At 50.2% G+C, this 22,865-nt stretch carries 21 protein-coding genes; 5 read left to right on the plus strand and 16 right to left on the minus strand.

Annotation, left to right across the window (positions count from 1 at the left end; genetic code table 11):
* Nucleotides 1-42: 42 nt before the first annotated feature.
* Nucleotides 43-1,467 (plus strand): cytochrome c oxidase accessory protein CcoG, encoded by a 1,425-nt coding sequence (gene ccoG, locus GQ52_RS02145; RefSeq protein ID WP_047514744.1) that lies wholly within the window; start codon nt 43-45, stop codon nt 1,465-1,467.
* Between the two features lie 46 nt (nt 1,468-1,513).
* Here ccoG and GQ52_RS02150 read toward each other — a convergent pair whose 3' ends face one another.
* On the minus strand, nt 1,514-2,905 hold the full coding sequence (locus GQ52_RS02150; protein ID WP_047514747.1) for a 3'-5' exonuclease family protein: 1,392 nt from the start codon (nt 2,903-2,905) through the stop codon (nt 1,514-1,516).
* A 279-nt stretch (nt 2,906-3,184) separates the two neighbouring features.
* Between GQ52_RS02150 and GQ52_RS02155 the strand changes: the two genes are divergently transcribed.
* Nucleotides 3,185-3,622, plus strand: a complete 438-nt coding sequence (locus tag GQ52_RS02155; protein ID WP_019881447.1) for a MarR family winged helix-turn-helix transcriptional regulator — start codon at nt 3,185-3,187, stop codon at nt 3,620-3,622.
* 118 nt (nt 3,623-3,740) lie between these two features.
* On the opposite strand, the gene GQ52_RS02160 is transcribed toward GQ52_RS02155, so the two are convergent.
* Nucleotides 3,741-5,369: an inorganic phosphate transporter gene (locus GQ52_RS02160; RefSeq protein WP_047514750.1), complete on the minus strand. Its 1,629-nt coding sequence runs from the start codon at nt 5,367-5,369 to the stop codon at nt 3,741-3,743.
* A 153-nt stretch (nt 5,370-5,522) separates the two neighbouring features.
* Between GQ52_RS02160 and ppk2 the strand changes: the two genes are divergently transcribed.
* Nucleotides 5,523-6,497, plus strand: a complete 975-nt coding sequence (gene ppk2 / locus GQ52_RS02165) for a polyphosphate kinase 2 (protein ID WP_047514753.1) — start codon at nt 5,523-5,525, stop codon at nt 6,495-6,497.
* 63 nt (nt 6,498-6,560) lie between these two features.
* Here the strand turns inward: ppk2 and GQ52_RS02170 are convergent, their stop codons facing one another.
* The 12 genes from GQ52_RS02170 to rlmF form a co-directional block, all read right to left on the minus strand.
* Nucleotides 6,561-6,788 (minus strand): hypothetical protein, encoded by a 228-nt coding sequence (locus tag GQ52_RS02170; RefSeq protein ID WP_228519697.1) that lies wholly within the window; start codon nt 6,786-6,788, stop codon nt 6,561-6,563.
* Between the two features lie 40 nt (nt 6,789-6,828).
* Nucleotides 6,829-7,098 carry a hypothetical protein gene (locus GQ52_RS02175; RefSeq protein WP_051502152.1) on the minus strand — a complete coding sequence of 90 codons (270 nt, stop codon included), beginning with the start codon at nt 7,096-7,098 and terminating at the stop codon, nt 6,829-6,831.
* A gap of 13 nt (nt 7,099-7,111) precedes the next feature.
* A complete protein-coding gene (locus GQ52_RS02180) occupies nt 7,112-7,324 on the minus strand; it encodes a hypothetical protein (protein WP_232410995.1) in 213 nt (70 codons plus the stop codon).
* A 193-nt stretch (nt 7,325-7,517) separates the two neighbouring features.
* Nucleotides 7,518-8,738, minus strand: coding sequence for a nidogen-like domain-containing protein (locus tag GQ52_RS02185; protein ID WP_047514756.1), 1,221 nt, complete (start codon nt 8,736-8,738; stop codon nt 7,518-7,520).
* A 202-nt stretch (nt 8,739-8,940) separates the two neighbouring features.
* Nucleotides 8,941-11,556: a bifunctional diguanylate cyclase/phosphodiesterase gene (locus GQ52_RS02190; RefSeq protein ID WP_047514760.1), complete on the minus strand. Its 2,616-nt coding sequence runs from the start codon at nt 11,554-11,556 to the stop codon at nt 8,941-8,943.
* A gap of 145 nt (nt 11,557-11,701) precedes the next feature.
* Nucleotides 11,702-12,517, minus strand: a complete 816-nt coding sequence (locus tag GQ52_RS02195) for an HD-GYP domain-containing protein (protein ID WP_047514764.1) — start codon at nt 12,515-12,517, stop codon at nt 11,702-11,704.
* 140 nt (nt 12,518-12,657) lie between these two features.
* Complete coding sequence (locus GQ52_RS02200) at nt 12,658-13,803, minus strand: GGDEF domain-containing protein (protein WP_047514766.1); 1,146 nt, start codon at nt 13,801-13,803, stop codon at nt 12,658-12,660.
* A 244-nt stretch (nt 13,804-14,047) separates the two neighbouring features.
* Entirely contained in the window at nt 14,048-14,638 is a 591-nt protein-coding gene (locus tag GQ52_RS02205) for a PEP-CTERM sorting domain-containing protein (protein WP_047514768.1), read from the minus strand.
* Nucleotides 14,639-14,875: 237 nt separating this feature from the next.
* Nucleotides 14,876-15,361, minus strand: coding sequence for a YaiI/YqxD family protein (locus GQ52_RS02210; protein WP_019881433.1), 486 nt, complete (start codon nt 15,359-15,361; stop codon nt 14,876-14,878).
* Nucleotides 15,361-16,863 carry a DEAD/DEAH box helicase gene (locus GQ52_RS02215; protein ID WP_047514771.1) on the minus strand — a complete coding sequence of 501 codons (1,503 nt, stop codon included), beginning with the start codon at nt 16,861-16,863 and terminating at the stop codon, nt 15,361-15,363. Before GQ52_RS02215 ends, GQ52_RS02210 begins: the two co-directional genes overlap by 1 nt.
* 226 nt (nt 16,864-17,089) lie before the next feature.
* Nucleotides 17,090-19,288 (minus strand): OsmC domain/YcaO domain-containing protein, encoded by a 2,199-nt coding sequence (locus GQ52_RS02220; RefSeq protein ID WP_047514774.1) that lies wholly within the window; start codon nt 19,286-19,288, stop codon nt 17,090-17,092.
* 89 nt (nt 19,289-19,377) lie between these two features.
* Complete coding sequence (gene rlmF, locus GQ52_RS02225) at nt 19,378-20,295, minus strand: 23S rRNA (adenine(1618)-N(6))-methyltransferase RlmF (RefSeq protein WP_047514776.1); 918 nt, start codon at nt 20,293-20,295, stop codon at nt 19,378-19,380.
* A gap of 215 nt (nt 20,296-20,510) precedes the next feature.
* Between rlmF and GQ52_RS14150 the strand changes: the two genes are divergently transcribed.
* Both GQ52_RS14150 and GQ52_RS02235 read left to right on the plus strand, forming a co-directional pair.
* Nucleotides 20,511-20,669: a hypothetical protein gene (locus GQ52_RS14150; protein WP_200884038.1), complete on the plus strand. Its 159-nt coding sequence runs from the start codon at nt 20,511-20,513 to the stop codon at nt 20,667-20,669.
* Between the two features lie 59 nt (nt 20,670-20,728).
* Nucleotides 20,729-21,160, plus strand: a complete 432-nt coding sequence (locus tag GQ52_RS02235; protein ID WP_047514781.1) for a lysozyme inhibitor LprI family protein — start codon at nt 20,729-20,731, stop codon at nt 21,158-21,160.
* Nucleotides 21,161-21,301: 141 nt separating this feature from the next.
* Here the strand turns inward: GQ52_RS02235 and GQ52_RS02240 are convergent, their stop codons facing one another.
* Together GQ52_RS02240 and GQ52_RS02245 are read right to left on the minus strand one after the other, a co-directional pair.
* Complete coding sequence (locus GQ52_RS02240; RefSeq protein ID WP_047514784.1) at nt 21,302-21,940, minus strand: PEP-CTERM sorting domain-containing protein; 639 nt, start codon at nt 21,938-21,940, stop codon at nt 21,302-21,304.
* A 415-nt stretch (nt 21,941-22,355) separates the two neighbouring features.
* On the minus strand, nt 22,356-22,829 hold the full coding sequence (locus GQ52_RS02245; protein WP_047514787.1) for a hypothetical protein: 474 nt from the start codon (nt 22,827-22,829) through the stop codon (nt 22,356-22,358).
* Nucleotides 22,830-22,865 lie beyond the last annotated feature (36 nt).

Here is a 22,865-nt window from a genome sequence, read left to right on the forward strand (position 1 = left end):
CTCTTTTACACTGCACTCGTCTTATTGATACCGAGTGCTTGTATGACATCTTCACGCAGCAAACCTGTGATCCCGATTGTGGCAGCCCCTGTCGCCGGGCAAACTATTTCGCTTTACCAGAAAACACCCAAGGTCTATCCACGCTCAGTCAGCGGCTATTTTAAAAATTGGCGCTGGCTGATGATCTGGCTGACACAATTAGTGTTTTACGGCATGCCCTGGCTGCAATACGGCGGCCGCCAGGCACTGTTGCTGGATATCGACACCCATCGCTTTTACCTGTTTGGCCTGGTGATTTTTCCGCAGGATTTGTTTTACCTGGCACTGCTACTGATCATTAGCGCCCTGGGCCTGTTTTTATTTACTGCAGTAGCAGGCCGTCTCTGGTGCGGGTTCTCCTGTCCGCAATCGGTGTATACCGAGATCTTTTTGTGGATGGAGCGCACGATAGAAGGTGACCGCATGGCCAGGCAAAAACTGGATGGCCAGCCTTGGGGCGCACACAAAATCGGCATTAAAGTGAGCAAGCACTCCGCCTGGCTGGCTTTTTCATTGGTCACCGGCTTTACCTTTGTCGGTTACTTCACGCCGATACGCGAATTATGCAGCGACATGCTGCAATGGCAAATGGGCGGCTGGTCCTGTTTCTGGCTAGGCTTTTACGGGCTGGCCACCTATGGCAACGCCGGTTTTCTGCGTGAACAAGTGTGCAAACATATGTGCCCCTATGCGCGCTTTCAAAGTGCGATGTTTGATAATCACACCTTGATTGTGGCCTATGACAGCGCACGTGGCGAACCGCGTGGTGGCCGCAGTAAAAACCAGGATTACCAGGCAGACGGCCTGGGCTCATGCATAGACTGCAATATCTGCGTACAAGTGTGTCCGGTCGGCATCGATATCCGCAATGGTTTGCAATATGAGTGCATCAGCTGCGGCTTGTGTATTGATGCCTGTAATGACGTCATGGACAAAATGCAGTACCCACGCGACTTAATCCGCTTTTCCGCGGCTGGCCTCAGCGGGCAACACAAACTGCGGCAACATCTGCTGCGGCCACGCGTACTGATCTATAGCGGATTATTTGTATTGATGACCGCCTGGTTAGGCTACGGGCTGTTGCATAAACCCGATTTCAAGGTCGACATCATGCGTGACCGCAATATCATGTACCGCGAAACCGGCCATGGCATTGAAAACCCTTACCAGTTGCACCTCACCAATGCCACCGAGCACAATCAGCGCTACCAGGTGCGTGCCCGCGGCATAGACGGCTTGCGTGTGGAAAGTGAGCAGATACTCACAGCCGCTTCTACTGAGGAAATATTAGTACCTTTAAGCTTGTCTGTGCCTGCAAGCGATCTGCAGGGCAGCCATCGCATCCAGATTGAGGTCACGATGCTCTCGAATGATGGAAAAGCGAATGGCGAGCAAGTATCCACCAATAGCACTTTTTACCTGCCCTGATACGTACCCTACCCCTTACCCGTGTACACGGTTGGTGAACGCTTTCCTAACCAGCCAGATCCAGTACACGGGTCTTTTTCTGTGACAGCATCTTCAACAGTAATTTGTAGCTATCGAGGTCAAACTTGAGCGCTGTTGTTTGCTCGCGTAAAGCCAGCAAACTCTCGTCATCCACCGCCACGCCTACATACACCCAGTGCTCAAACACGTGAATCTGGCGTAAATCATTTTCGAGGTTGTATTCTTCTATGCCTATTTTGCCACGATACGGCCAGGCTTTGAGCTTATGTGCCATCAGTGCTTGCTGCACACGCAAGGCATGCATCTCGGCAGATTCCTGCCCGCAACAGACGCCTTTACAGCGTTTCAGTTGATAAGCAAAACATGGCCCGTCACGCCCGGTTTCCAGCCCCAGCGTTTTGGCACACAAATGGCTCAGGTCAGCAATCTTGCGCAAGGTCTCAACAGCTTGCCGCTTGCTCCTAAACGTACCGAACAAATGTGCCATTTGGCTAGGGTCAATCTCATCCTCATTCACCAGTCTGACTATCGGTTGTGCACCAGCCACTAACTGCCAGCTGCACAACTGACGCTCGCGCCGCAACTGCCGGTTATAAATCGGCATGCGCTCTTTCACCAGCCGTGACTCCAGTAACAAGGCGCTAAATTCGCCTGCGGCGGGTATCCATTCAAAGCGTTTCATTTCCTGTGTCATGCGCATCTCTTTGCTGGAGGCATGATCACTACTGAAGTGCGATAGCACGCGTGCGCGCACATTAACGCTTTTACCTATATATAAAGGCAAGTCGTTCTCGCCATAAAACAGGTAAACACCTGGCGCCTCAGGCAACTCACCGACCAGGCTGGCATCGATATGTGGCGGCAAGGTCGGTGCGGCCATTAATTTGAGCGCAGCGGCCTGCACCACCTCTGCGCCGAGGTCACGCCTGGCATCATTCAACATAATCAATATCGCCTCGACATCACCCATGGCGCGGTGACGTGCCAGGCCAGTGATCTGGTGACGGGCGACAATGGCATCTATACCGTGACTATAATGCTGCGGGTATAGCAGGCGCGAGAGTTTGACCGTACACAGCACTTGTTGCTGCAAAGTAATATTCAGGCGTTTGAATTCCGATTTTAAAAAGCCATGGTCAAAACGCACATTATGCGCAGCCAGCACGGAGCCTTCCAAAAACGCTAACAACTGATCCGCCACTTCGGCAAAAAGTGGCGCATCGGCCACCATGGCGTCGTTAATACCAGTCAATGATTGAATAAACGGCGGGATAGGCTGTTGCGGGTTGACCAAGGTTTGCCAGCGCAGCGTTTCAACGCCGTTGTCAAAGCGCACCAGCGCAATCTCGGTGATACGGTCACGTAAAGGGGTCGCCCCGGTGGTCTCGAGGTCAAGAAAAGTCACGGAAGGCAACATAACGCGGAAGGCTTTCTACTGCACATCAATTGGGCTGGAATATCCATCCATTTTAACGCACTTTAATCTATTCGCCGCCATCCTCAAACACAGCCATTCCCCGCTTCATATCAGGGTCTTTCACCTCAAAATGGCTATGAATACCCAGATTTACACTGTGAGGTCTCATATCTTATACAAAACCAGTGTTTCTCCTACAAAACAGCTATAGACACTCACCCCGATTGATGCTGTAATGATTAATGATTCCTATTAATGACAATATAATTTTTAAAGCTCATGCCTAACCTCTATTTGGAAAACCAATTGTGCTTTTCGCTCTACTCGGCAACCCATGCCTTGCTGCGCTCTTACAAGCCCGATCTGGACAAACTCAACCTGACTTATCCGCAATATCTGGTATTGGTCGCCCTCTGGCAATACAAACAATTGTCGATTAAACAAATCGCCGAAAAACTGATGCTGGAACCAGCCACTATCACGCCGGTGGTCAAACGCCTGGAAGTGAAAAAACTGACCAAACGCACCCGCCAGAAAGATGATGAGCGCGTAGTGATTGTCAGCCTGACCGAAGAAGGCCAGGCCTTGCGCAGCAAGCTGTCAGATGTACAAAAACGTGTGGCCTGTGATACCGGGCTCAACAACAGTGCGTTTGATACCCTGAATCAAACACTGAATACCCTGACCAAGAATGTAACGGCTAAAATCCCTGACTAGCCGTTGGTCATTCCAAGCGACTCTCGCCGCAGTCACAAGCAGCCTCAGCCAGACAAAAGAAATGTAGCGTATTAGCGCTTGTACATTTCTTTTGTCATTAGCATCCGCTTAAACACATTTAAAACAAATGTGTAAACAGCCAGTACAAACTGCCTGACAGCACCATCGCCATAGGCAAAGTCAGCACCCAGGCCATCAGCAGGTTGCGGATGGTAGACATTTGCAGGCCTGATTTGTTTGCGGCCATGGTCCCCGCCACGCCTGAGGACAATACATGGGTGGTCGATACCGGCAGGCCATACATATCCGCGGCGCCTATCATGGTCATGGCGACCAGCTCGGCCGATGCACCCTGGCCGTAAGTGAGGTGCGTTTTACCAATTTTCTCACCCACCGTGACCACAATGCGTTTCCAGCCCACCATGGTGCCCAGGCCCAGGGCAATCGCAACCGCCACTTTTACCCACAGCGGAATAAATTTGGTTGCGCCATCAATTTCCTTTTTGAACGCTGTCACATTGGCTTTGGTATCAGCGTCAAATTTAACGCTTTCATCTTTGTCCAGAAAACGAATGGCCTCAGAAACCAGGTACATATCGTTACGCACGTTACCTACCTGCTCGGCAGGCACTTCAGCAAAGGTACCATGCGATTTCACCTGCTCACCTATGCTGCCAGTCATGGCGGCCAAGGCAGGCACCACTTCAGAGGTAACGGCCTTTGTGCGCACATACTCAGTGAGCACATAGCGCGCAGCTTCGTTGCTGGCCGGCGGCGTTAAACTGGTGCTGTGCGCCAGGGATTGCTGAGTGACTTGTGCCACGGCAACAAACTGCGTCATTTGATCCACCGGCATAGCGCGGTTCAAAGCGTAGGCCATAGGCACCGTCCCCACCAGAATCAACATAATGAGGCCCATGCCTTTTTGGCCATCATTGGAGCCATGCGCAAACGAGACACCGGTACAGGTCAAAATCAACAAGCCGCGTATCCACAGTGGCGGTGGTTTATTGCCTTTAGGTTCTTGATACAGCTCTTTGCTTTTGACAAATGCTTTCAGGGCAAGCAACAATAAAGCCGCAAAAAAGAAGCCGATTAACGGTGAAAGCAACAAGGAATAACCGATTTTAGTCGCCTGCGCCCAATCGACACCACTGGTGCCATCACGACCATGCATCAACGCGTTGGCAACCCCCACGCCGATAATAGAACCAATCAAGGTATGCGATGAAGAGGCAGGCAAGCCCAGCAACCAGGTGCCTAAATTCCACATAATGGCAGCGATTAACAAGGCAAACACCATGGCAAACCCGGCGCCCGAACCCACTTGTAAAATCAGCTCGACGGGCAACAGGGAAATAATGCCGAAAGCCACGGCACCGCTAGACACCAACACGCCCAGAAAGTTAAAGGTGCCCGACCAGATCACCGCAAAGTTAGCAGGCAATGAATGGGTATAAATGACGGTGGCCACCGCATTCGCCGTATCGTGAAAACCATTCACAAACTCAAAACCGAGCGCAATTACCAGTGCTACACCGAGCAAAATAAATGGCACCCAGGTGGTTGTCTGCGCGCCGGTATCCGTCACATCGTGCATCAGGCTAAAGCCGGTATACACCAGGCCAATCAGCAATAGGCCAACAAATACCGCCATGGTCAGCGCACCAGATTTCTTATCGAGATTAGGTTTAGAGGAAGACGCAGTATGTAACAGCGTCGAATGACTAGCCGCTGAAGTATCCATCAATATTCTCCGGATGTTCTATTAAGAACTCAGAGTATTGTTTTGAAATATGTCACATTGATGACAAAAAGACGTGGCAAGCGCGCAATAGTCATCAAATTGTCATGCTGCAACTCTAAATTAGAGTTCTGCATATCCATACCGGAACACTCCATGACCACAGAAAAATCTGCTGAAATTGAATCTATTGATGAACGTTTGTCTATGGATGAACGCTTCAACAATGAAATGCTGGATAGTTTTGATGAAGAGCTGGAAATGGAACTAGACGACGAACGTATGGAGCAGATTCTGGCCGAATTTGCGGGGGCAACTAATATCGATGGCCTGCAATCAGCGCGCAGTCAATCCACCCTCTCGGATCGACAAACCTACTTTAAAGAGCTGTTTCGGCTGCAAGGTGAGCTGGTCAAATTGCAAGACTGGGTCGTGCGCAACAAACTGAAAGTGGTGGTGCTATTTGAGGGTCGCGATGCCGCCGGTAAAGGCGGCGTCATTAAACGTGTCACGCAGCGCCTGAACCCGCGCGTTTGTCGTGTGGCTGCACTGCCTGCCCCCAGTGAACGTGAGCGCTCACAGTGGTATTTTCAGCGCTATATTTCGCACCTGCCGGCAGGTGGTGAAATCGTGTTGTTTGACCGCAGCTGGTATAACCGTGCCGGGGTCGAAAAAGTCATGGGCTTTTGTAACGACGACGAATATGAAGAGTTTTTCCGCTCAGTGCCGGAGTTTGAAAAGATGCTGGTACGTTCCGGCATTATTTTAATTAAATACTGGTTCTCGATCACCGACGACGAACAGCATTTGCGCTTTATGACGCGTATTCACGATCCGCTCAAGCAATGGAAACTGAGCCCGATGGATCTGGAATCCCGCCGCCTGTGGGAGCAATACACCAAAGCCAAGGAGGTCATGCTGGAACGTACGCATATCCCCGAAGCACCGTGGTGGGTCATAGAGGCCGTCGATAAAAAGAAGGCGCGCCTTAACTGCATCAGCCACCTGTTGAGCCAGATTAACTACGGAGAAGTGGCCCACGCACCTGTCGTACTACCCAAGCGCGTCTACAACGCCGACTACATCCGCGAACCTGTCCCCAAAGAAATGTTCGTACCCGCCAAATATTGAAACTGAAAACAGGCAGTGATGCGAGCATCACTGCCTGTGTAGTTTACGCTCTAGACCAGCGCCTTAATCCGGCATATTCAATTGCCGCATAAATGCCTGAAAAGACCCTTTGGTCGCATGCAAAGCCTGCAACTTGCTCACAGACTCATCCAAAGCATCACTCATCACTTCCAGCGCGTCTTCATCCAGCCGCAAACTCATGGCACCAATCTCAAGCTCTATCGTGCGGTGTGTTTCACAATAATGCACACGAAAACCGGCCTGGCCGGACAACAGAATTTTCTTACACATACTTTCCTCACTCATACTCAAGCCCTAAACACGGTTGTTTTTATATTGCCAGTGGCGCTTCAGCCTGCTCATGCTCATTGACCAGCAGGGTCCACTGCACACACATGCGGCGCGACACACTGCAAATCAGGTCTGAATCCGCATACTCGGGCGCAGTCAGTGTTTCGGCCAGGCGCAAGGCCTGCTTGGCCAGATCATAGGTTGGTTTCTTGATATACAAGGTGGCAATATAGAGCAATGACGCCATCACCGATTCAGCATCGGGCAAGCTGGGGTCATAACGCATCGCGTGGATATTCATTGTATTCATGGCAATCTCTCTTTCAAACACTCATCTCGATTTCAGTCTGCATCACAATACGGGCCGCCGCCTTGCGTAGCATTTCGTTAATCACGATAAAGCTGTCGGCCTCAAACTTGAGTGTGGTCCCGCCGACTTCCAGCTCCACCGTGTCTGAGGACTGGTGATAAAGCACTTTGCAGGCGGTTTTTCCAGCCAGCATGGTTTTTCCAACCACCGTATGACGTTTCATCATGACTCTCCTTGGCTAAACTGTTTTCAAATGATAATAATTATCATTTACAGTGTCAAGGGAAATAATGCATCAATGAAAAGGCTTTAAAGAAATATGTGTGCCCACAACGATTGTGAGGCACCACACTGTTGCCTGTGTCATGAATGCAAAAACCCTGCAAAAGCAGGGTTTTTGAGATCAGCCTAATAAAGACTTAGGCGCGCGTTTTTCTGCGCACAACAATCAATCCCGCCAGACCACATAACAGCATGGCATAGGAGGATGGCTCAGGCACTTGTGCCACCAATGTGGTGATTGGTGTTTGCGACATCTGCACCACACCTGCATTCAAAAAAGTCAGCCCGGTAACAAATGCGGTCGTATTCGCCGGATCCAGCATGGCCGCAGCATCAATACCAGCCACCGTGAAACCTGTCAGTGGCGTCGCAAAGTTAAACACGGTGCCACCAGTTACGGTGCCTAACAGGCCACCTGGTGTCAGGTTACCTAAAGCATAAATTGCGTAACCATCTGTGTCAGCTGCCAGAAGCGGTAACAATACAGACGTAAACTGATTACCGCCTGTGACTTCGTAGTCATAGCCAACAGCCACCAGCGGGTCAATAAACACACGTTGATTCAATTGCACATTAAACTCGAATTGATACGCGCCATCGACCACCACCGGTAAAAAAGCATTTTCGGCCGTTTGTCCTGGCAAGGCGCCGTTATTAAACGAGAATCGCCATAAACCAGGCGTCGCCGTAGAAACATTACTCAAATTGACCAGGTTCAGCACCTCGTTAGAACGAGAGCCAGGCAGGGTTTCGTAATTGATATTATCACCGGCATCATAGCCAGCTTGCGCAGGTGTGCCGCCCAAACCATTGACGCCGCCACTGGCATCGCCTGTCGTCCACTCCAGTCGGTCATAGCGAAACTCGGCACTGAAACTACCATTAGAAGTGCCTGGTGTTTTTTGCAGCACTAATTGAAAGTTATTCTGTTTATCGTTTTGCGCTGGATAGTAACCGACGTTATGCCAAGTCACCACGACGGTCTCTGCGCTGGGCGAGGCCACATACACACTATTACTGCCGAAAGCAGTCGGTGTTTGCCCAACACGCGTATCTACATCTGCCCAGTAAGGGGCGATCATGGGCTGCGTCGCCACCGGGAAAGCTTCTGGTGTAAATGTAGACAAATCGCTCAAAAAGCTGATATTGCCGTTATTGTTAATAAAAAAACGATTGAATTCCTGGCCAAAGAAATTAATACCAAACGGCAAATTTAACGCGTTGCTTGAATCATCATCATTGGCTAACATGGCCAGCTCACCAAAACCGGCATCGCCGCCAAACCCGTTCAACAACTCAATCGCGTGCAGATTCGCGGACAAACCAGCCAGCATCACGGCCAGACTGATTTTCTTCATTCCGGATAAAACGACTCCCTTGCTATACATTGTGTAACTCCTCACTTTGATTTATTAAGATGTATTCGTGAGTTATTTTAACAATGTTTATATTTTATTAACATTAAAATATTGTGATGCGTATGCGAAAAAACACCACCGTCAGCAATGCCGCGGCCCACCGTGTGCGGTCAGAGATTGGGAAATAAACAACCGAAGTGAATTAATAAGACAGCAGGAAAGTCGTGGCGTCATCACTGCTCATGGGTTTACTCAGCAGATAGCCTTGCATCTCGTCACAGCCTTGTGCTTGCAAGAAAGCTTTCTGCTCTGGGGTTTCCACCCCTTCGGCAATGGTTTTCATGCCCAGGCTGCGCGCCAGTTGAATAATCGCGATGACAATGGCCTTGTCTTCATCATCGGTGGTGATGTCGCGGACAAACGTCTGGTCTACCTTGAGTTTGTAGACTTTAAACTTTTTCAGGTAACTGAGTGAAGAATACCCGGTGCCAAAATCGTCAATCGACAAACGTACGCCCAAGCCGCTGAGGGCATCCATCATGGCCACCGCCCCTTCCGGGTTTTCCAGTGCGACGCCTTCAGTCAGCTCCAGTTCAAGGCAGTGCGGTGACACCTGATAACGCTCGAGAATACTCTTCACCAGCGCAGGCAGTTTTGGATCCCTGAACTGGATACTGGACAAGTTAACCGATACCGAAATATCTTGGATGCCCGCCAGTTGCCAGGTGTGAATTTGCTGCGTGGCCTGCTCCAGCACCCAGCTGCCGATGGAAATAATCAGGCCGCTAGATTCCGCCAGCGGAATAAATTCGGCTGGCGAAATAAAACCTAATTGCGGATGCTTCCAGCGCAGCAAGGCCTCTACGCCGACCAGGCGACCGGAGTCGAGTGCGACCTGTGGCTGGTAATACACCGCCAGCTGTCCCAGCGCAATGGCCTGGCGCAAGGCATTCACCAGTTGCAGGTTACGCGCCGTCTGCACTTGCATATGGTTACTAAAGAAGCGGTAACTATTACGACTCTCTTTTTTGGTGCGGTACATGGCGACATCAGCATTGCGTTGCAGACTTTCCATATCCAGGCCGTCATCCGGGTAGATAGCAATGCCGACCGACGCGGTAATGGTCAGCTCGTACTGGTCGATCAAAAATGGCTGCTCAACGGCTTTTAGCAGGCGCTCTACCACCTCTTTGGCAATGGTGTGATCCGCCTCTGCCAGTAAAAACACAAACTCATCACCACCCAGGCGGCAAATCGTATCCTGCGGTCGCACCAGGCTTTGAAAGCGATGCGTCAATGCAATCAGCAGATTATCGCCGTAGCGATGCCCCAAACTATCATTCACATCTTTAAAGTGATCAAGATCGAGGAACATCAACGCAAACTGTCCATCCTGGTCCCAGGCTTTCTCAATTTCGACAATCACGCGCTCATTCAGCAGGTGACGGTTAGGCAGGCCAGTTAAAGAATCATAATTGGCCAGAAACCGTATACGCTCTTCTGCCTCTTTACGGGTAGTGATATCGCGAATAAATGCGCTGTAATAATGCTCATGGTCGCGCTTGATTTCCACAATCGTCAGTTCAATGGGAAACTCGCTGCCATCCCGGCGCAAAGCAGTAATTTCAATCAGCTTACCTAACAATCGCGAGTGCCCGGATTGCTGCAAACGTTGCATGCCTTGATGATGCGCCTCACGATACGCAGGCGGCACAATCACATCTTCCAGCATGCGCCCAAGCACCTCCGCCCGCGTATACCCAAACATATGCGCCGCAGCACGGTTCCACTCCACAATCGAGCCTTGCAGGTCGATATTCACAATGGCATCCAGCGCGTTTTCCAGCACCAGTTGTGCGCGCTGCTCGCTCATCAGCAAATTGGTTTGAAACAGGCTGTTCTGCGCTTGCACCTCAAAGCGGCCAAGGGCGAAATCAATATTCGCGACCATGTCCTGCAGTAAGCGCTGGATATCTGGTTCAAATGCATGCTCATGTTCTGCATACAATGACAAACAGCCGATAACTTTGCCTTCAGCATGCAGCGGCAAAAAAGCAGCGGCTTTCCAGGCGAACTCGGTGGCCTTGTCATGCCACACCGCGCTAATAGGATTGGTTTGGAAATCATGTACCCAGTACGGGTGGTCTGACAGCATGCTTAAACCGCACGGCCCTCTGCCGCTTGCGGCGGCCGGGTCTGCTGAAATCAATACTTCGTCCAGATAGTTAATGCCAGAACCAAAGGCACTGGCGACCACAATCTGTTTACTGTCTCTGTCCAGCTCACCAATCCAGGCCATATTGGCATGGCCCAGATTCACGATAATCCGGCAAATCTGTTCAAACAGGCTATGCTTGTCCTGGCTCTGCACAATGGCCTGGTTACATTGGCTCAAGGCCAGGTAGAGCTGATTCAGTTGTTGATGATGTTGCTTGACTGAGGCGCCATCGCTGTCCAGTTGCGCCAGTTGTGTACGCAGTTGTTGCCAGCCACTCTCGACGCTGGCAGATGCGGTCGGTGAAAACACCACCGGGGTAAACGTGTCACTGGCATAAACATCTGCCAGCACCCGGTTAAAGGTTTGCAGGTCTGCGGCTTGCGTGCCCAGTGCGGTGCGTTGTTGCTGCCAGATGAGTACGGTTAACACCCCCCATAAGACGACCCCCAGGGCGAGTATCAAAACAATCAGGCGATGCGTGGTTACAGGCAGGCTGGCCTGCGTGAACGTGAGGCAAATTAATAGCGCAAACAAGACCATCAGCCACAAACGTCTGATTAGCTTGCCCCGCCCTGCAGATATGAATTGTTGTGCAGACATGGATGTTTAGCCTAAGCCCCCGTCCACTACTGTAAGGGATGCGATTAAAATCAAATCCCCAAATACCTGTATAAATGCCCGGCAAATTACCTGATACCGTCATCCAGCAGGTTACCTTCCCCTCACCCAAGCCATTGCACCCAAGCTATTTTTCACTATAAGACGCACTGGCGGCGTCCTTGATCACATCATAATGGGCAAAAAACGCATCCACGGCGGCCGGATCGAAGCGGATACTGGATTCACTGCGAATATAGTCCAGCACCTTATCTTCCGGCCAGGCCGGCTTGTACACCCTGGGGTGCATCAAGGCATCCCACACATCAACAATCGAAAAAATTCGCGCAGCAAATGGAATTTGCTCACCTTGTAAACCGAGCGGATATCCTTGGCCATCCCAGCGCTCATGATGACCATAGGGAATATCCATACAGTTACGCAGAAAATCAATATTTGCCAGCAAGTCGCGTGCAATCTGCGGATGTGTGCGCATCAGCTGCATTTCTTCCTCATCCAGCTGGCCGGGCTTGATTAACACCGCATCGGGAATGCCGATTTTACCTATATCGTGCAAAATGGCGCTGCGCTCAATCAGCTTCAGAGAGGCTTCGTCAGTCACGCCCATTTTGCTGGCCAGCGCCACCGTCATGGCCGCGACGCGATAAGTGTGGTCTTTGGTTTCCTTGTGTCGTAAATCGAGCACTTGCACCCAGCCACGAATGGTCTGGTCATAACTGTGAATCAGTTTTTGCTGGTCTTGTGCAGCATCTGCGAGCGCACGCTTCACCAGAAAAAACAACAACACGGCCGTGACCAGAATAAACAGCCAGCCTTTGATATCCTGCACCGTGGTCAGCTCACGCGGGTCCGTGAACAGCTGCGCAACGACCTTGTCGGAAAAGAATATCCAGGTGGCGCCCACCAATACATACACCATCACAATCTTATACTGCGGCCGCATGATTACTCTCGCATGACAATCATCAAAGTATGAATTCTTATCGCAAAAGCTAATTTATGCAATTGAAAATCAGCACAGATTTTCAATCCTGGCAGACTTGGGCACCTCTGCGCCTCAAGCTGTATGTAACCCGCGACGGCTTAAACCGCCCAGGATATTTGCCCGCAACCCAGTAACTTTGCCTGATACATGGCCTTGTCGGCCGCAGACAGCAGTTGGTCTATGGTCTGACCGTCTTTGCACACGGTTAAGCCTATCGACGTTCCCAGACGGCAAACAACGCCCTGAATCTGGAAATCCCGTTCAAACACCATCAGGCATTTTTGACCGACCATTTCCACCGAGGACCTTCCCTGTTCAGGCAAATCAGACAGCACGATCACAAACTCATCGCCCCCCACGCGCGCCAGCGTATCGCTACCGCGGATCACCTTGCTCAGGCGCTGCGACACTTCGATCAAGGCCAGGTCGCCCGCCTCGTGCCCCCACTGGTCGTTCACGGCTTTAAAACCATCCAGATCCAGGTACAGGATCGCCGTACCGGTTTTCTTCACCCGCCCCAGTTCTATCGCCTGCTGCAGGCGCAATGACAACAATTTTCGGTTAGGCAAGCCAGTGAGCGTATCATGGTGCGCCACATGATTAAGCTCTTGATTCTGCGCAGAAATCTTGTGATAAGCATCTTTTAAAGAACCGATTAAATCTTCGTTCTCAAAGCTGATGCGTGTGGCTTGCCGCAATGACTGGTTAAAACGGTAGGCGATGCCTATCATCAACAAGTAAAAAATCACGCTAAACACGGCCATGATAAAGCTCGACAAGTTTTCACTAAACGAGAACACCAGCACTGTCGGCAACATCGCCGGCAAACTAAAGGCAAAAAAAGCCGGGATACAGGACGCCATGGTGACCACGCCGCCCATCACCATCGCCTGAATGGCCGTGATGACGATAATCACCGTCATGGGCGGCGCGTCTTTCACCAGAAAGCCCAGCGCGCCCCATGCCAACCCGGAGAGCGCCAGGGTCAGGCAATATCTATACGCCAAAGAATAATTAAAGCCATGCTTGGCCAGCATCTGGTGACAACGTTTCAGGCAAAATACGCGGAACACAATCACCGCATAGACCACGCCGCACCAAAGTAGGAACAGATCACTTTTTTCAGAGCCGAGTTGCGAAAACGCAATCAACAGGCCACCGAACGCACTCCCGATTAAAGGAATGCGTGCTCCCGATAACAGCCTGTGAAATAACGCCTCGTCAATCCGAGTCTGCAAACTCATTAACTGATGACCTCTTCTTTTTATTCTTACAGACAGCTTTATATACGCTGTTTTAACTCATGCTAATGCAAGCCCTTAAAAATAACCAGTTAAATCAAAGGGGTTTTCAATTCATTACAATCAAAACGTAGCGTTTGATGCGCATAATAGTCGCTCTTAAAGCTGCCTTGACCAGCGTGCACAAACAAAAACGGCCTGCATCAATGCAAGCCGTTTGTTGATAACACTTAAGCGTTAAGCGTGATTACGCACGACGCTTACGCATGCTGCTGACAACGCCTAACCCTACCAGCAACAATGCCCATGAAGCAGGTTCAGGTACAGGCGTAGTGACGACTGAATTCAGATACCAGGCACTGTCACCTTGCGCCTTGGTCAATCCTTGCACGTGCAGTGCATAATCATCAATGCTCACATTAGACGCAAATGTTGCCGTCCAGGTGACAGACTCGTTTGCCAACAGTCTGTCGTTAGCACCTTGACCAAGCACAAACCTGAAATCCCAATCGCCACCAGGACCACCGCCATTGCTGGCTGCCAGATTGGTCACGCCGCCGGAAATACCACTCACAGCAATTGTGTTTGCCTTCACATCTGGTGAGACCTTGACAGCAATTGAGCCAATAAAGGCTTTATTGGTAAACAAGGCATTCAGGTCGTAGGCGGTTAAGGTAAAAGTGTACACATTGCCTGTGCCGCTGACTGAAAGCGATGCAAAATCAGTCGCCGGCTGGTAACTGCCAGACAACAAGGTGCCATAACTTTCAACTGCCGCTTGTGAGGACACTGACACCAGCATGGTCATCGCAAGCACTAAGGTTTTAAAAAAGCGCATTTACATATCCTTTTAAATTAGATTATCGCAATAATATTTTTGCGAATTATCTATTATTACAGCGTTCATTCTAGCAAAAACAAAACAGCCGCCAATAGCCCACACCGACCATTTTCAAGGATTAACATGTGTGATAAAACAGTAACTTAGCATCACGCTGATGCCAATAAAAACGGCTGGCATCTCTGCCAGCCGTTTACACTTGCTGCAAGCCCTGCTGACTTATCTGCTATCGATTTAAGGCTGGCTCGAATCGATGTTTACGCTTGCACCCTTGCGCTTCTGGCGCGCCAGAAACTGGTCAAGCTGTGATGCAAAGGTATGGCGATCAGAGGACTGCATTGCACTTGGGCCTTGCGTTTCTACGCCACTGGCGCGTAACGACTCCATAAAGTCGCGCATTGCCAGCCGCTCTTTGATATTTTCAGTCGAATAAAACTCACCGCGCGGATTCAGCGCATGGCCGCCTTTGTCTATGACTTGCGCGGCCAAGGGAATATCCGCCGTAATCACCAAATCCCCCGCCACCAGCGCAGCAACAATGGCATTATCTGCCACGTCAAAGCCTTTATCGACCTGCATCGCACGCAAATATGGTGATGGTGGCACCCGCAGCAATTTGTTGGCGACAAAGGTGGTGGTGATAAGAGAACGCGTTGCCGCCCGGAACAGGATTTCTTTAATCACGACCGGGCAAGCATCTGCATCCACCCAAATATGCATTAGCGCGCTTTCGGCGGTGTTTTATTGGCCGAATTCGCACCTGGCTTAGGCGTAAACAACGCGCCTTGAGGCTTGTTGCCGCCCTGGCGATGTTGCGTCTGATGACCGTTGCGTTGGCCAGGATTCGCATGCCCGGACTTGTGCGGATTCGGCTTGCCTTGACCTGGCTTATTAGCGCCTGCCTGCGCTTGCGGCTGGCTTTGTCCTTGGCGGGGTTGTGACGGCTTCTGAGCCTGGCCCTGTTTCTGTGGCTGTCCTTGTTTCTGAGACTGCCCCTGGCGTTGACGGCCCTGGTTCTGCCCACGTGGTGGGCGGTCAGGCTCTTCGCTGTTTTTCTCAGGCGCGACAAAACCTTCTACCGGCACCCGCGGGATATCGCGCTTAATCAGCTTTTCAATATCTTTGAGCATGCCAAACTCTTCACGGTCTACCAGTGAAATAGCCGCGCCGCTGGCACCGGCACGGCCAGTACGGCCAATCCGGTGCACATAGTCTTCAGGTACATTCGGCAATTCAAAATTCACCACTTGCGGTAATTGGTCAATATCCAGCCCGCGTGCGGCAATATCTGTCGCCACCAGCGCCGTGATGGTGCCCGCTTTAAACTGTGCCAGCGCTGCTGTACGCGCATTCTGGCTCTTGTTGCCATGAATTGCCATCGCCGGGATACCATCTTTCACCAGTTTTTCTGCCAGTCGGTTGGCACCATGTTTGGTGCGCGTAAAAATCAGCACTTGTTGCCATTGATGATGCTTGATCAAATAGCTGACCATTTCGCGTTTGTGCGCTTGCGGCACCATGTGCACGCTCTGCTCAATCAGCGCATTGGATGCATTGCGGCGTGCCACTTCCACCAGGTCTGGTGCGTTGAGCAAACTATCCGCCAGACGTTTGATGTCATCAGAAAAAGTGGCCGAGAACAGCAGGTTCTGGCGTTTTTTAGGCAGCATGGCCAATACTTTTTTAATGTCGTGGATAAAGCCCATGTCCAGCATACGGTCGGCTTCGTCCAGCACCAGGATTTCAATGGCCGATAAATCGAGCGCTTTTTGCTGCACCAGGTCGAGTAAACGGCCAGGCGTCGCCACCAGGATATCCAGCGGCTTGCTCAAACGGTTGATTTGCGGATTGATGCTGACGCCACCAAACACCACCATGCTTTTAAGCGGCAAATATTTGCCATAAGTAGTAACAGACTCGCCGATCTGCGCCGCCAACTCACGTGTCGGTGATAAGATCAAACAACGCGGCTTGCCCTTTGCCGCCTGCACCAATGGCGCTTCAGACAAGCGGTGCAAAATCGGCAAGGTAAATCCGGCGGTTTTGCCGGTACCTGTTTGTGCGCCAGCCAGCAAATCGCCACCACGCAGCACATAAGGAATCGCCTGTGCCTGAATCGGCGTTGGTGAGGTATAGCCGGCATCGGCAATCGCGCGCAATACAGGCGCGCATAAATTTAAATCAGCAAACGTGATGTTTGCAGGGGTATTTTCTTGTGACAAAGTAATTCAACTTATAGAAATTGCATGGCATCACCATGCAATAAATTAATTAGGCGCTGGTCTGTTGCCTGCGGCAACACCAATCTGGACTAACGAGGTAACAACTTGAGGTATTTCAGAACCGCTGCGTTGATTGGTAGTGCGCAGGGTATGGCTATTATACGCGTGATTCGACTATTTCTAATCTATTGAATATATTTGGATTTTCACGCCTATTTGCCACTACTCACCCGGCTGCCACTTTAGCCCGTGCCGCATGTATTTTTCTATAGCTGTCGATCAGGCGCTGGTGCCTGTCCAGACCTTCCAGTTGCATACTGGTTGGCGTCAGGCCATAAAAGCGCACGCTGCCATCGACCGAACCGATCACCGCATCCATGCGGCTATCGCCAAACATGCGGCGGAAATTGGTTTCGTAATCGGCAAGTTCCAGTTCGTCATCCAGCAATACTTCCAGCACCACATTCAAGGCCTGGTAAAACAATCCGCGCGCCAGTGAGTTGTCGTTATATTGCAAAAAGGCACCCACCAGGTCATGGGCTTCTTCAAACTGCTGTAAAGCGAGCTGAATCAGCAACTTCAGCTCCATTACTGTGAGCTGGCCCCAGTCAGTGTTCTCGTCAAACTCAATGCCAATCAGGGTAGCAATGTCGCCGTAATCATCCAGCTCGTTATTCTCCAGGCGCTCCAGCAAGGCCTCTAGGCAGTCATCGTCCAGGGTATGCAAGTTGAGTATATCTTCGCGGAATAGCAACGCCTTGTTCGTGTTATCCCAGACCAGATCTTCTACCGGATACACTTCCGAATACCCCGGCACAAGGATGCGGCAAGCGGTCGCGCCTAATTGGTCATACACAGCTACGTAAGTTTCTTTGCCCATCTCGGCCAGCATGCCAAACATGGTCGCGGCTTCTTCGGTATTAGCGTTTCCGCCCTGGCCGGAAAAATCCCACTCCACAAACGCATAATCCGCTTTGGCACTGAAAAAGCGCCACGACACCACGCCACTGGAGTCAATAAAGTGTTCAACAAAGTTATTCGGCTCAGTCACGGCTTCGCTGGCAAACGTCGGCTGCGGCAAATCATTCAGGCCTTCAAAACTGCGGCCTTGCAGCAATTCGGTCAGGCTGCGTTCCAGCGCCACTTCCAAGGTTGGATGCGCGCCAAACGAAGCGAACACACCACCAGTACGCGGATTCATTAAAGTCACGCACATGACCGGGTATTGCCCGCCCAAAGAAGCGTCTTTCACCAGCACCGGAAAGCCCTGCTCTTCCAGCCCTTTAATGCCAGCGACCACACCAGGGTATTTCGCCAGCACGTCCTGCGGCACATCTGGCAAGGCAATTTCACCCTCAATGATTTCGCGTTTGACTGCACGCTCAAAAATCTCGGATAAACATTGCACCTGCGCCTCCACCAGCGTATTACCCGCGCTCATGCCGTTGCTGACAAACAGATTTTCCACCAGGTTAGTTGGGAAATACACCGTTTCGCCATCCGACTGGCGCACAAAAGGCAATGAACAGATACCGCGCTCAGCATTGCCGGAATTGGTATCTATCAGGTGCGAGCCGCGCAGCTCGCCATCCGGGTTGTAAATCTCCAGGCAGTAGTCGTCGAGAATCTCTTTCGGCAGCGCATCTTTACGGCCGGGCTTAAACCAGCGCTCGTTCGGGTAATGCACAAATGGAGCATTGGCAATCTCTTCACCCCAGTACGAGCCAGCATAAAAGTGGTTGTTACTCAGCCGCTCGATATACTCGCCCAAAGCCGACGCCAGCGCGCTTTCCTTGGTGGCGCCTTTTCCGTTCGTGAAGCACATCGGTGAATGCGCATCGCGGATATGCAACGACCACACATTGGGAATAATATTGCGCCACGACGCAATCTCAATTTTGATGCCCAGGCTCGCCAGCAAGCCAGACATATTGGCGATGGTTTGCTCCAACGGTAAATCTTTGCCAGTGATATAAGTCTGTGACTCTGTGCCCGGATTAACGGTGAGCAAAGCCTGCGCATCAGCATCCAGGTTCGCGACTTCTTCAATGATGAACTCAGGGCCAGCTTGCACCACCTTCTTCACCGTGCAGCGATCTATCGAACGCAAAATACCGACACGGTCTTTTTCAGAAATATCGGTCGGCAACTCAATCTGGATTTTGAAAATCTGCTTGTAGCGGTCTTCGGGATCAACGATATTGTTGTGCGACAGGCGGATATTGTCGGTTGGAATATTGCGTGTGCTGCAATACAACTTCACAAAATAAGCTGCACACAACGCAGAAGAAGCCAGAAAGTAATCGAACGGGCCAGGTGCCGAGCCATCGCCTTTATAGCGGATAGGCTGGTCGGCAATCACCGTGAAGTCATCGAACTTGGCCTCAAGACGTAACTTATCGAGAAAGTTGACTTTGACTTCCATGGCGAAACTCCAAATGCTGCAAAAAAGATAAGGGCGCTATTATCCCTCACAACGCCTAAGCCGCCTAAGAATAAATGGCAAGCTGCTGATTAAATGCGCTTTTTAGCAGGCATAGGCTGAAACGTCCACGCCACAAACCGGCTTTGTTTCTGGCCCTGCGCCATCTCCACCGTTTTCACCGTCACCGCCTGCACCTTCTTTAGCTCACGGTAGACCAGCGGCAAATTGCTGGCTTTAGAAACCAGCGTGGTGAACCACAGGCACTGTTTAGCAAACTGCTTGCTCTCGCTAATCATGGTGCTTAAAAATGCCGCCTCACCACCCTCAAAAACCAACTCATTCGATTGCCCGCCAAAATTCAGTGCCTGCGGAGGCCGCTTGCCCAACCCGCGCCATTTGCGCTGCGACCCCGCCTGTGCTTCTGCGGCTGACGCATGAAAAGGCGGGTTACATAAAGTGAGCGTAAATTGCTCGCCCGGCAAAATCACTCCCTTGAAGATTGATGCAGGGTTAGGCTGCTGACGCAAAGCGATCTGTTGCTGCAAGCCATTTTCCTCAACAATCTGCTGCGCATTACGCAAAGCCTTTGCATCAATATCCACGCCTAGGCATTCCCAATGATAAGCATGCGCCGCAATCAGCGGATAAACCAGATTGGCACCTGTGCCGATATCCAACAGGCGGACTTGTTCGGGGTTTAAATCTGGATGGCTTTCTGCCAATAAATCCGCCAGATAATGCACATAATCCGCCCGCCCCGGGATAGGCGGACATAAGTAATGCTTTGGAATATCCCACTCAGCGACGCCGTAATACTGTTTGAGCAAAGCCTGATTCAGCGCCTTCACTGCTTGCGGGTTGGCAAAATCGATCGACGCATCGCCGTAAGCATTTGGCCGCACAAAACTAGCCAGTGGTGGATGCGCTTGCACCAGCACAGCAAAATCATAACCCGCGCGATGCAGGTTACGCGGATGCAAGGTAGAGGCGGTGTGGTCAGGCTTCATGAAGTCAGAGCAGAAAGAATGTGGGATAGCGTAGCAGACCAGGCATTATTTCACACCAGGTTATAAAACGGATGCCTAGTTGTTATACTTGTTTGAACTGTTAGCCAAGAATATCCTGGACTCAATATCGATTGGGCAGCCAACGCCGAAAGCGACTAACCATGAAAACAACATCATCCTTAATGCTTATCCTGTTTATTGTTTTAAGCATCACTATGACTGCTTGCACCAACAAAGCCTGGTACGAAGGCGTGAAAGAAGGCGCAAAAAACAACTGCCGCAGCCAGCCACCAGGCGAAGTTGAGCCATGCTTAGAGCGGCTGAATACCAAAACATATGAAGAATATGAAAAAGAGCGCTCGGGCCAGAAATAATCATAAATCGCTGTAGATTAGATACACAGCTACTTCAACAGACTATCAGCCAGGTACATATGCATTTATTAAAACGCTTACTCATCGTATGGATTAGCATTTTTTCAGTATCTGTCTTTGCAGACATGGTAATCGAACCAACGCAACACGCCATTGACGCATGGTATGAAGAGAAAATGGCCGAAGAGACCGTGAACTCTACTGCAGACATGCGCAATATTACCAATCAAGCGCGGATGAAGTGGGATGCAGAGATGAACATTGTGTATAAACGCTTGATGAAAAAGTTGAGCCCCTCTCAACAAGCTGTGCTGCGCAAAGCCCAACAACAATGGCTTAAATACAGAGATGCTGAAGGCAAAGTGATCAGTGAGATTGTTTCATCACAACAAGGCACGATTCATCAGTTGTCCGGCACCAACCTAGGCATGCAGTTAGTGCGGGCACGGGCCTTGAATTTAATCGCATATGAACAAGCGCTTGAAAAGTAACTCAGCGCATTTACTTTTTCTGCTACAGATCACACAACACTGAGCTTTAAACTTTAAATCGCCAGACACCGGAGATATGATGATGGAAGCATCAACAAAAAAGCCGACCATAAAGTCGGCTTCTTAACTGGGTGATTCAAATTACTGGCGATTACGGCGGACTGAAAGTCCTGCCAAGAATAAACCAGCCAACAACATACCGTAAGTTTCAGGCTCAGGCACAGGTGCAGCCACAGCAGGAGCTACAGATAAATTATCCAGCGTTGGATAAGGTAGCCCGGTAATAGAAACCGTGTTGAAAGCTGCAGTGGAGATTGCACCAAAAAACGAATAGGTCGTACTACCAAGCAGCGTGAAAGTGTCACCATTGCCCAGCTTTACCGTAAAGGTTTCCGCATCACCATAAAACTGCCCAAAATTAAACCCGACAGCGTTAGTGTAAGAGGCCAAAGTAATGGTCAAAGTGTTGGTTGGGATGCCCGATTGCCACTCAAGGTAATTTGATTTGTGATAAGCCGCATCGTAATCTAAGTTTTTATTGACACCGTACAACTGACCATCATTATCAAGCTTGTAAGTGATCCCTCCTAGCGTCGTACCACTGCCATAAAAGACATTATTAGCACCACCGCCAGTAAAGTCATACTCGTTGTAAGTTTCAGTCGTAATAATCCCAGCAACATCATCAGACCAACTTGAGAAGTCTGCGTACTCAGTTGTGGCGGCAAAGGCAGAGTTTGCTGCAAAAGATAGCAAGCCCGCAATAAATACTGATTTCATGCTCATAGTAGCCTTGTAAACATTAAAGAATTTTTTAGTTTTCGCAGATTATCACCAAGCACTTACCCCATCAATAGTAATTACGGGCTATTCCTTGGCATACATGACGACTCTGACGGCGCTCGAGAAGTCAAAATGGCGCTTGAACATCGCCTGGCAAGAGTTCGATAGGGCACATGGGAACAAAACCCACGAAAAACGGATTAACAGTCCGCTTGCCTAGTTGCAAGATACAAAAGCCTCCCCAAAACAAAAAAGACCCAAGTACTTCTTGAGTCTCAAATATAAATAGTAGTCTTCTGCGTACGCCCAAGCCGAATAATAAGACCAGGCACTGCGATTATTGCTATCTAGGCCGTAAGCGAGCGACTGAATATAGGCTATGGCTAATTCTATAAACACTCGCCCTCAAGCCCTACTTGCTTCTATTAAATGAAACCCATCCCAGAATGGCGAAGATCACAAGTACAATCGTTTGCGTTGCAGCAAAAGCTGGCGCAGCGGGTGTGGGCGCAAGTATTGCTAAAGGAGGTGTTTTGGCTAAAAGCTGTGCAATCAGCACAAATACATTTAAGTACAATGCCAGAATACTGGTCGCTACAAAAAGCTTTCGCCAACCACCAGCAAGCCCCTTCAGATAAAGGGCAATACTAGCAACGACTAAAACGGCTAATGAAATTGCACCAATAATGTGTGCAGGCAGAATCGTTGTAAATGGAAAGCCAAATCCAGTCACGTTGGTAAGAATGGTCGTAAACATAAAAGTGTTTATCCAGCGACTGTAATAATGGCCCGACATTAATCCACCTGCCATGATCAAGCCTGAAATGATTCCAACCAAACTTAATACAACGTGAATAAGCACAAAAGTATTTGAAACTGTAGTCATGACACCCTCCCAAATTGTTGATCAATCATCGAGCCG

It is taken from the genome of Methylophilus sp. Q8, from assembly GCF_000800115.1.
In the GTDB taxonomy this organism is placed as follows: domain Bacteria; phylum Pseudomonadota; class Gammaproteobacteria; order Burkholderiales; family Methylophilaceae; genus Methylophilus.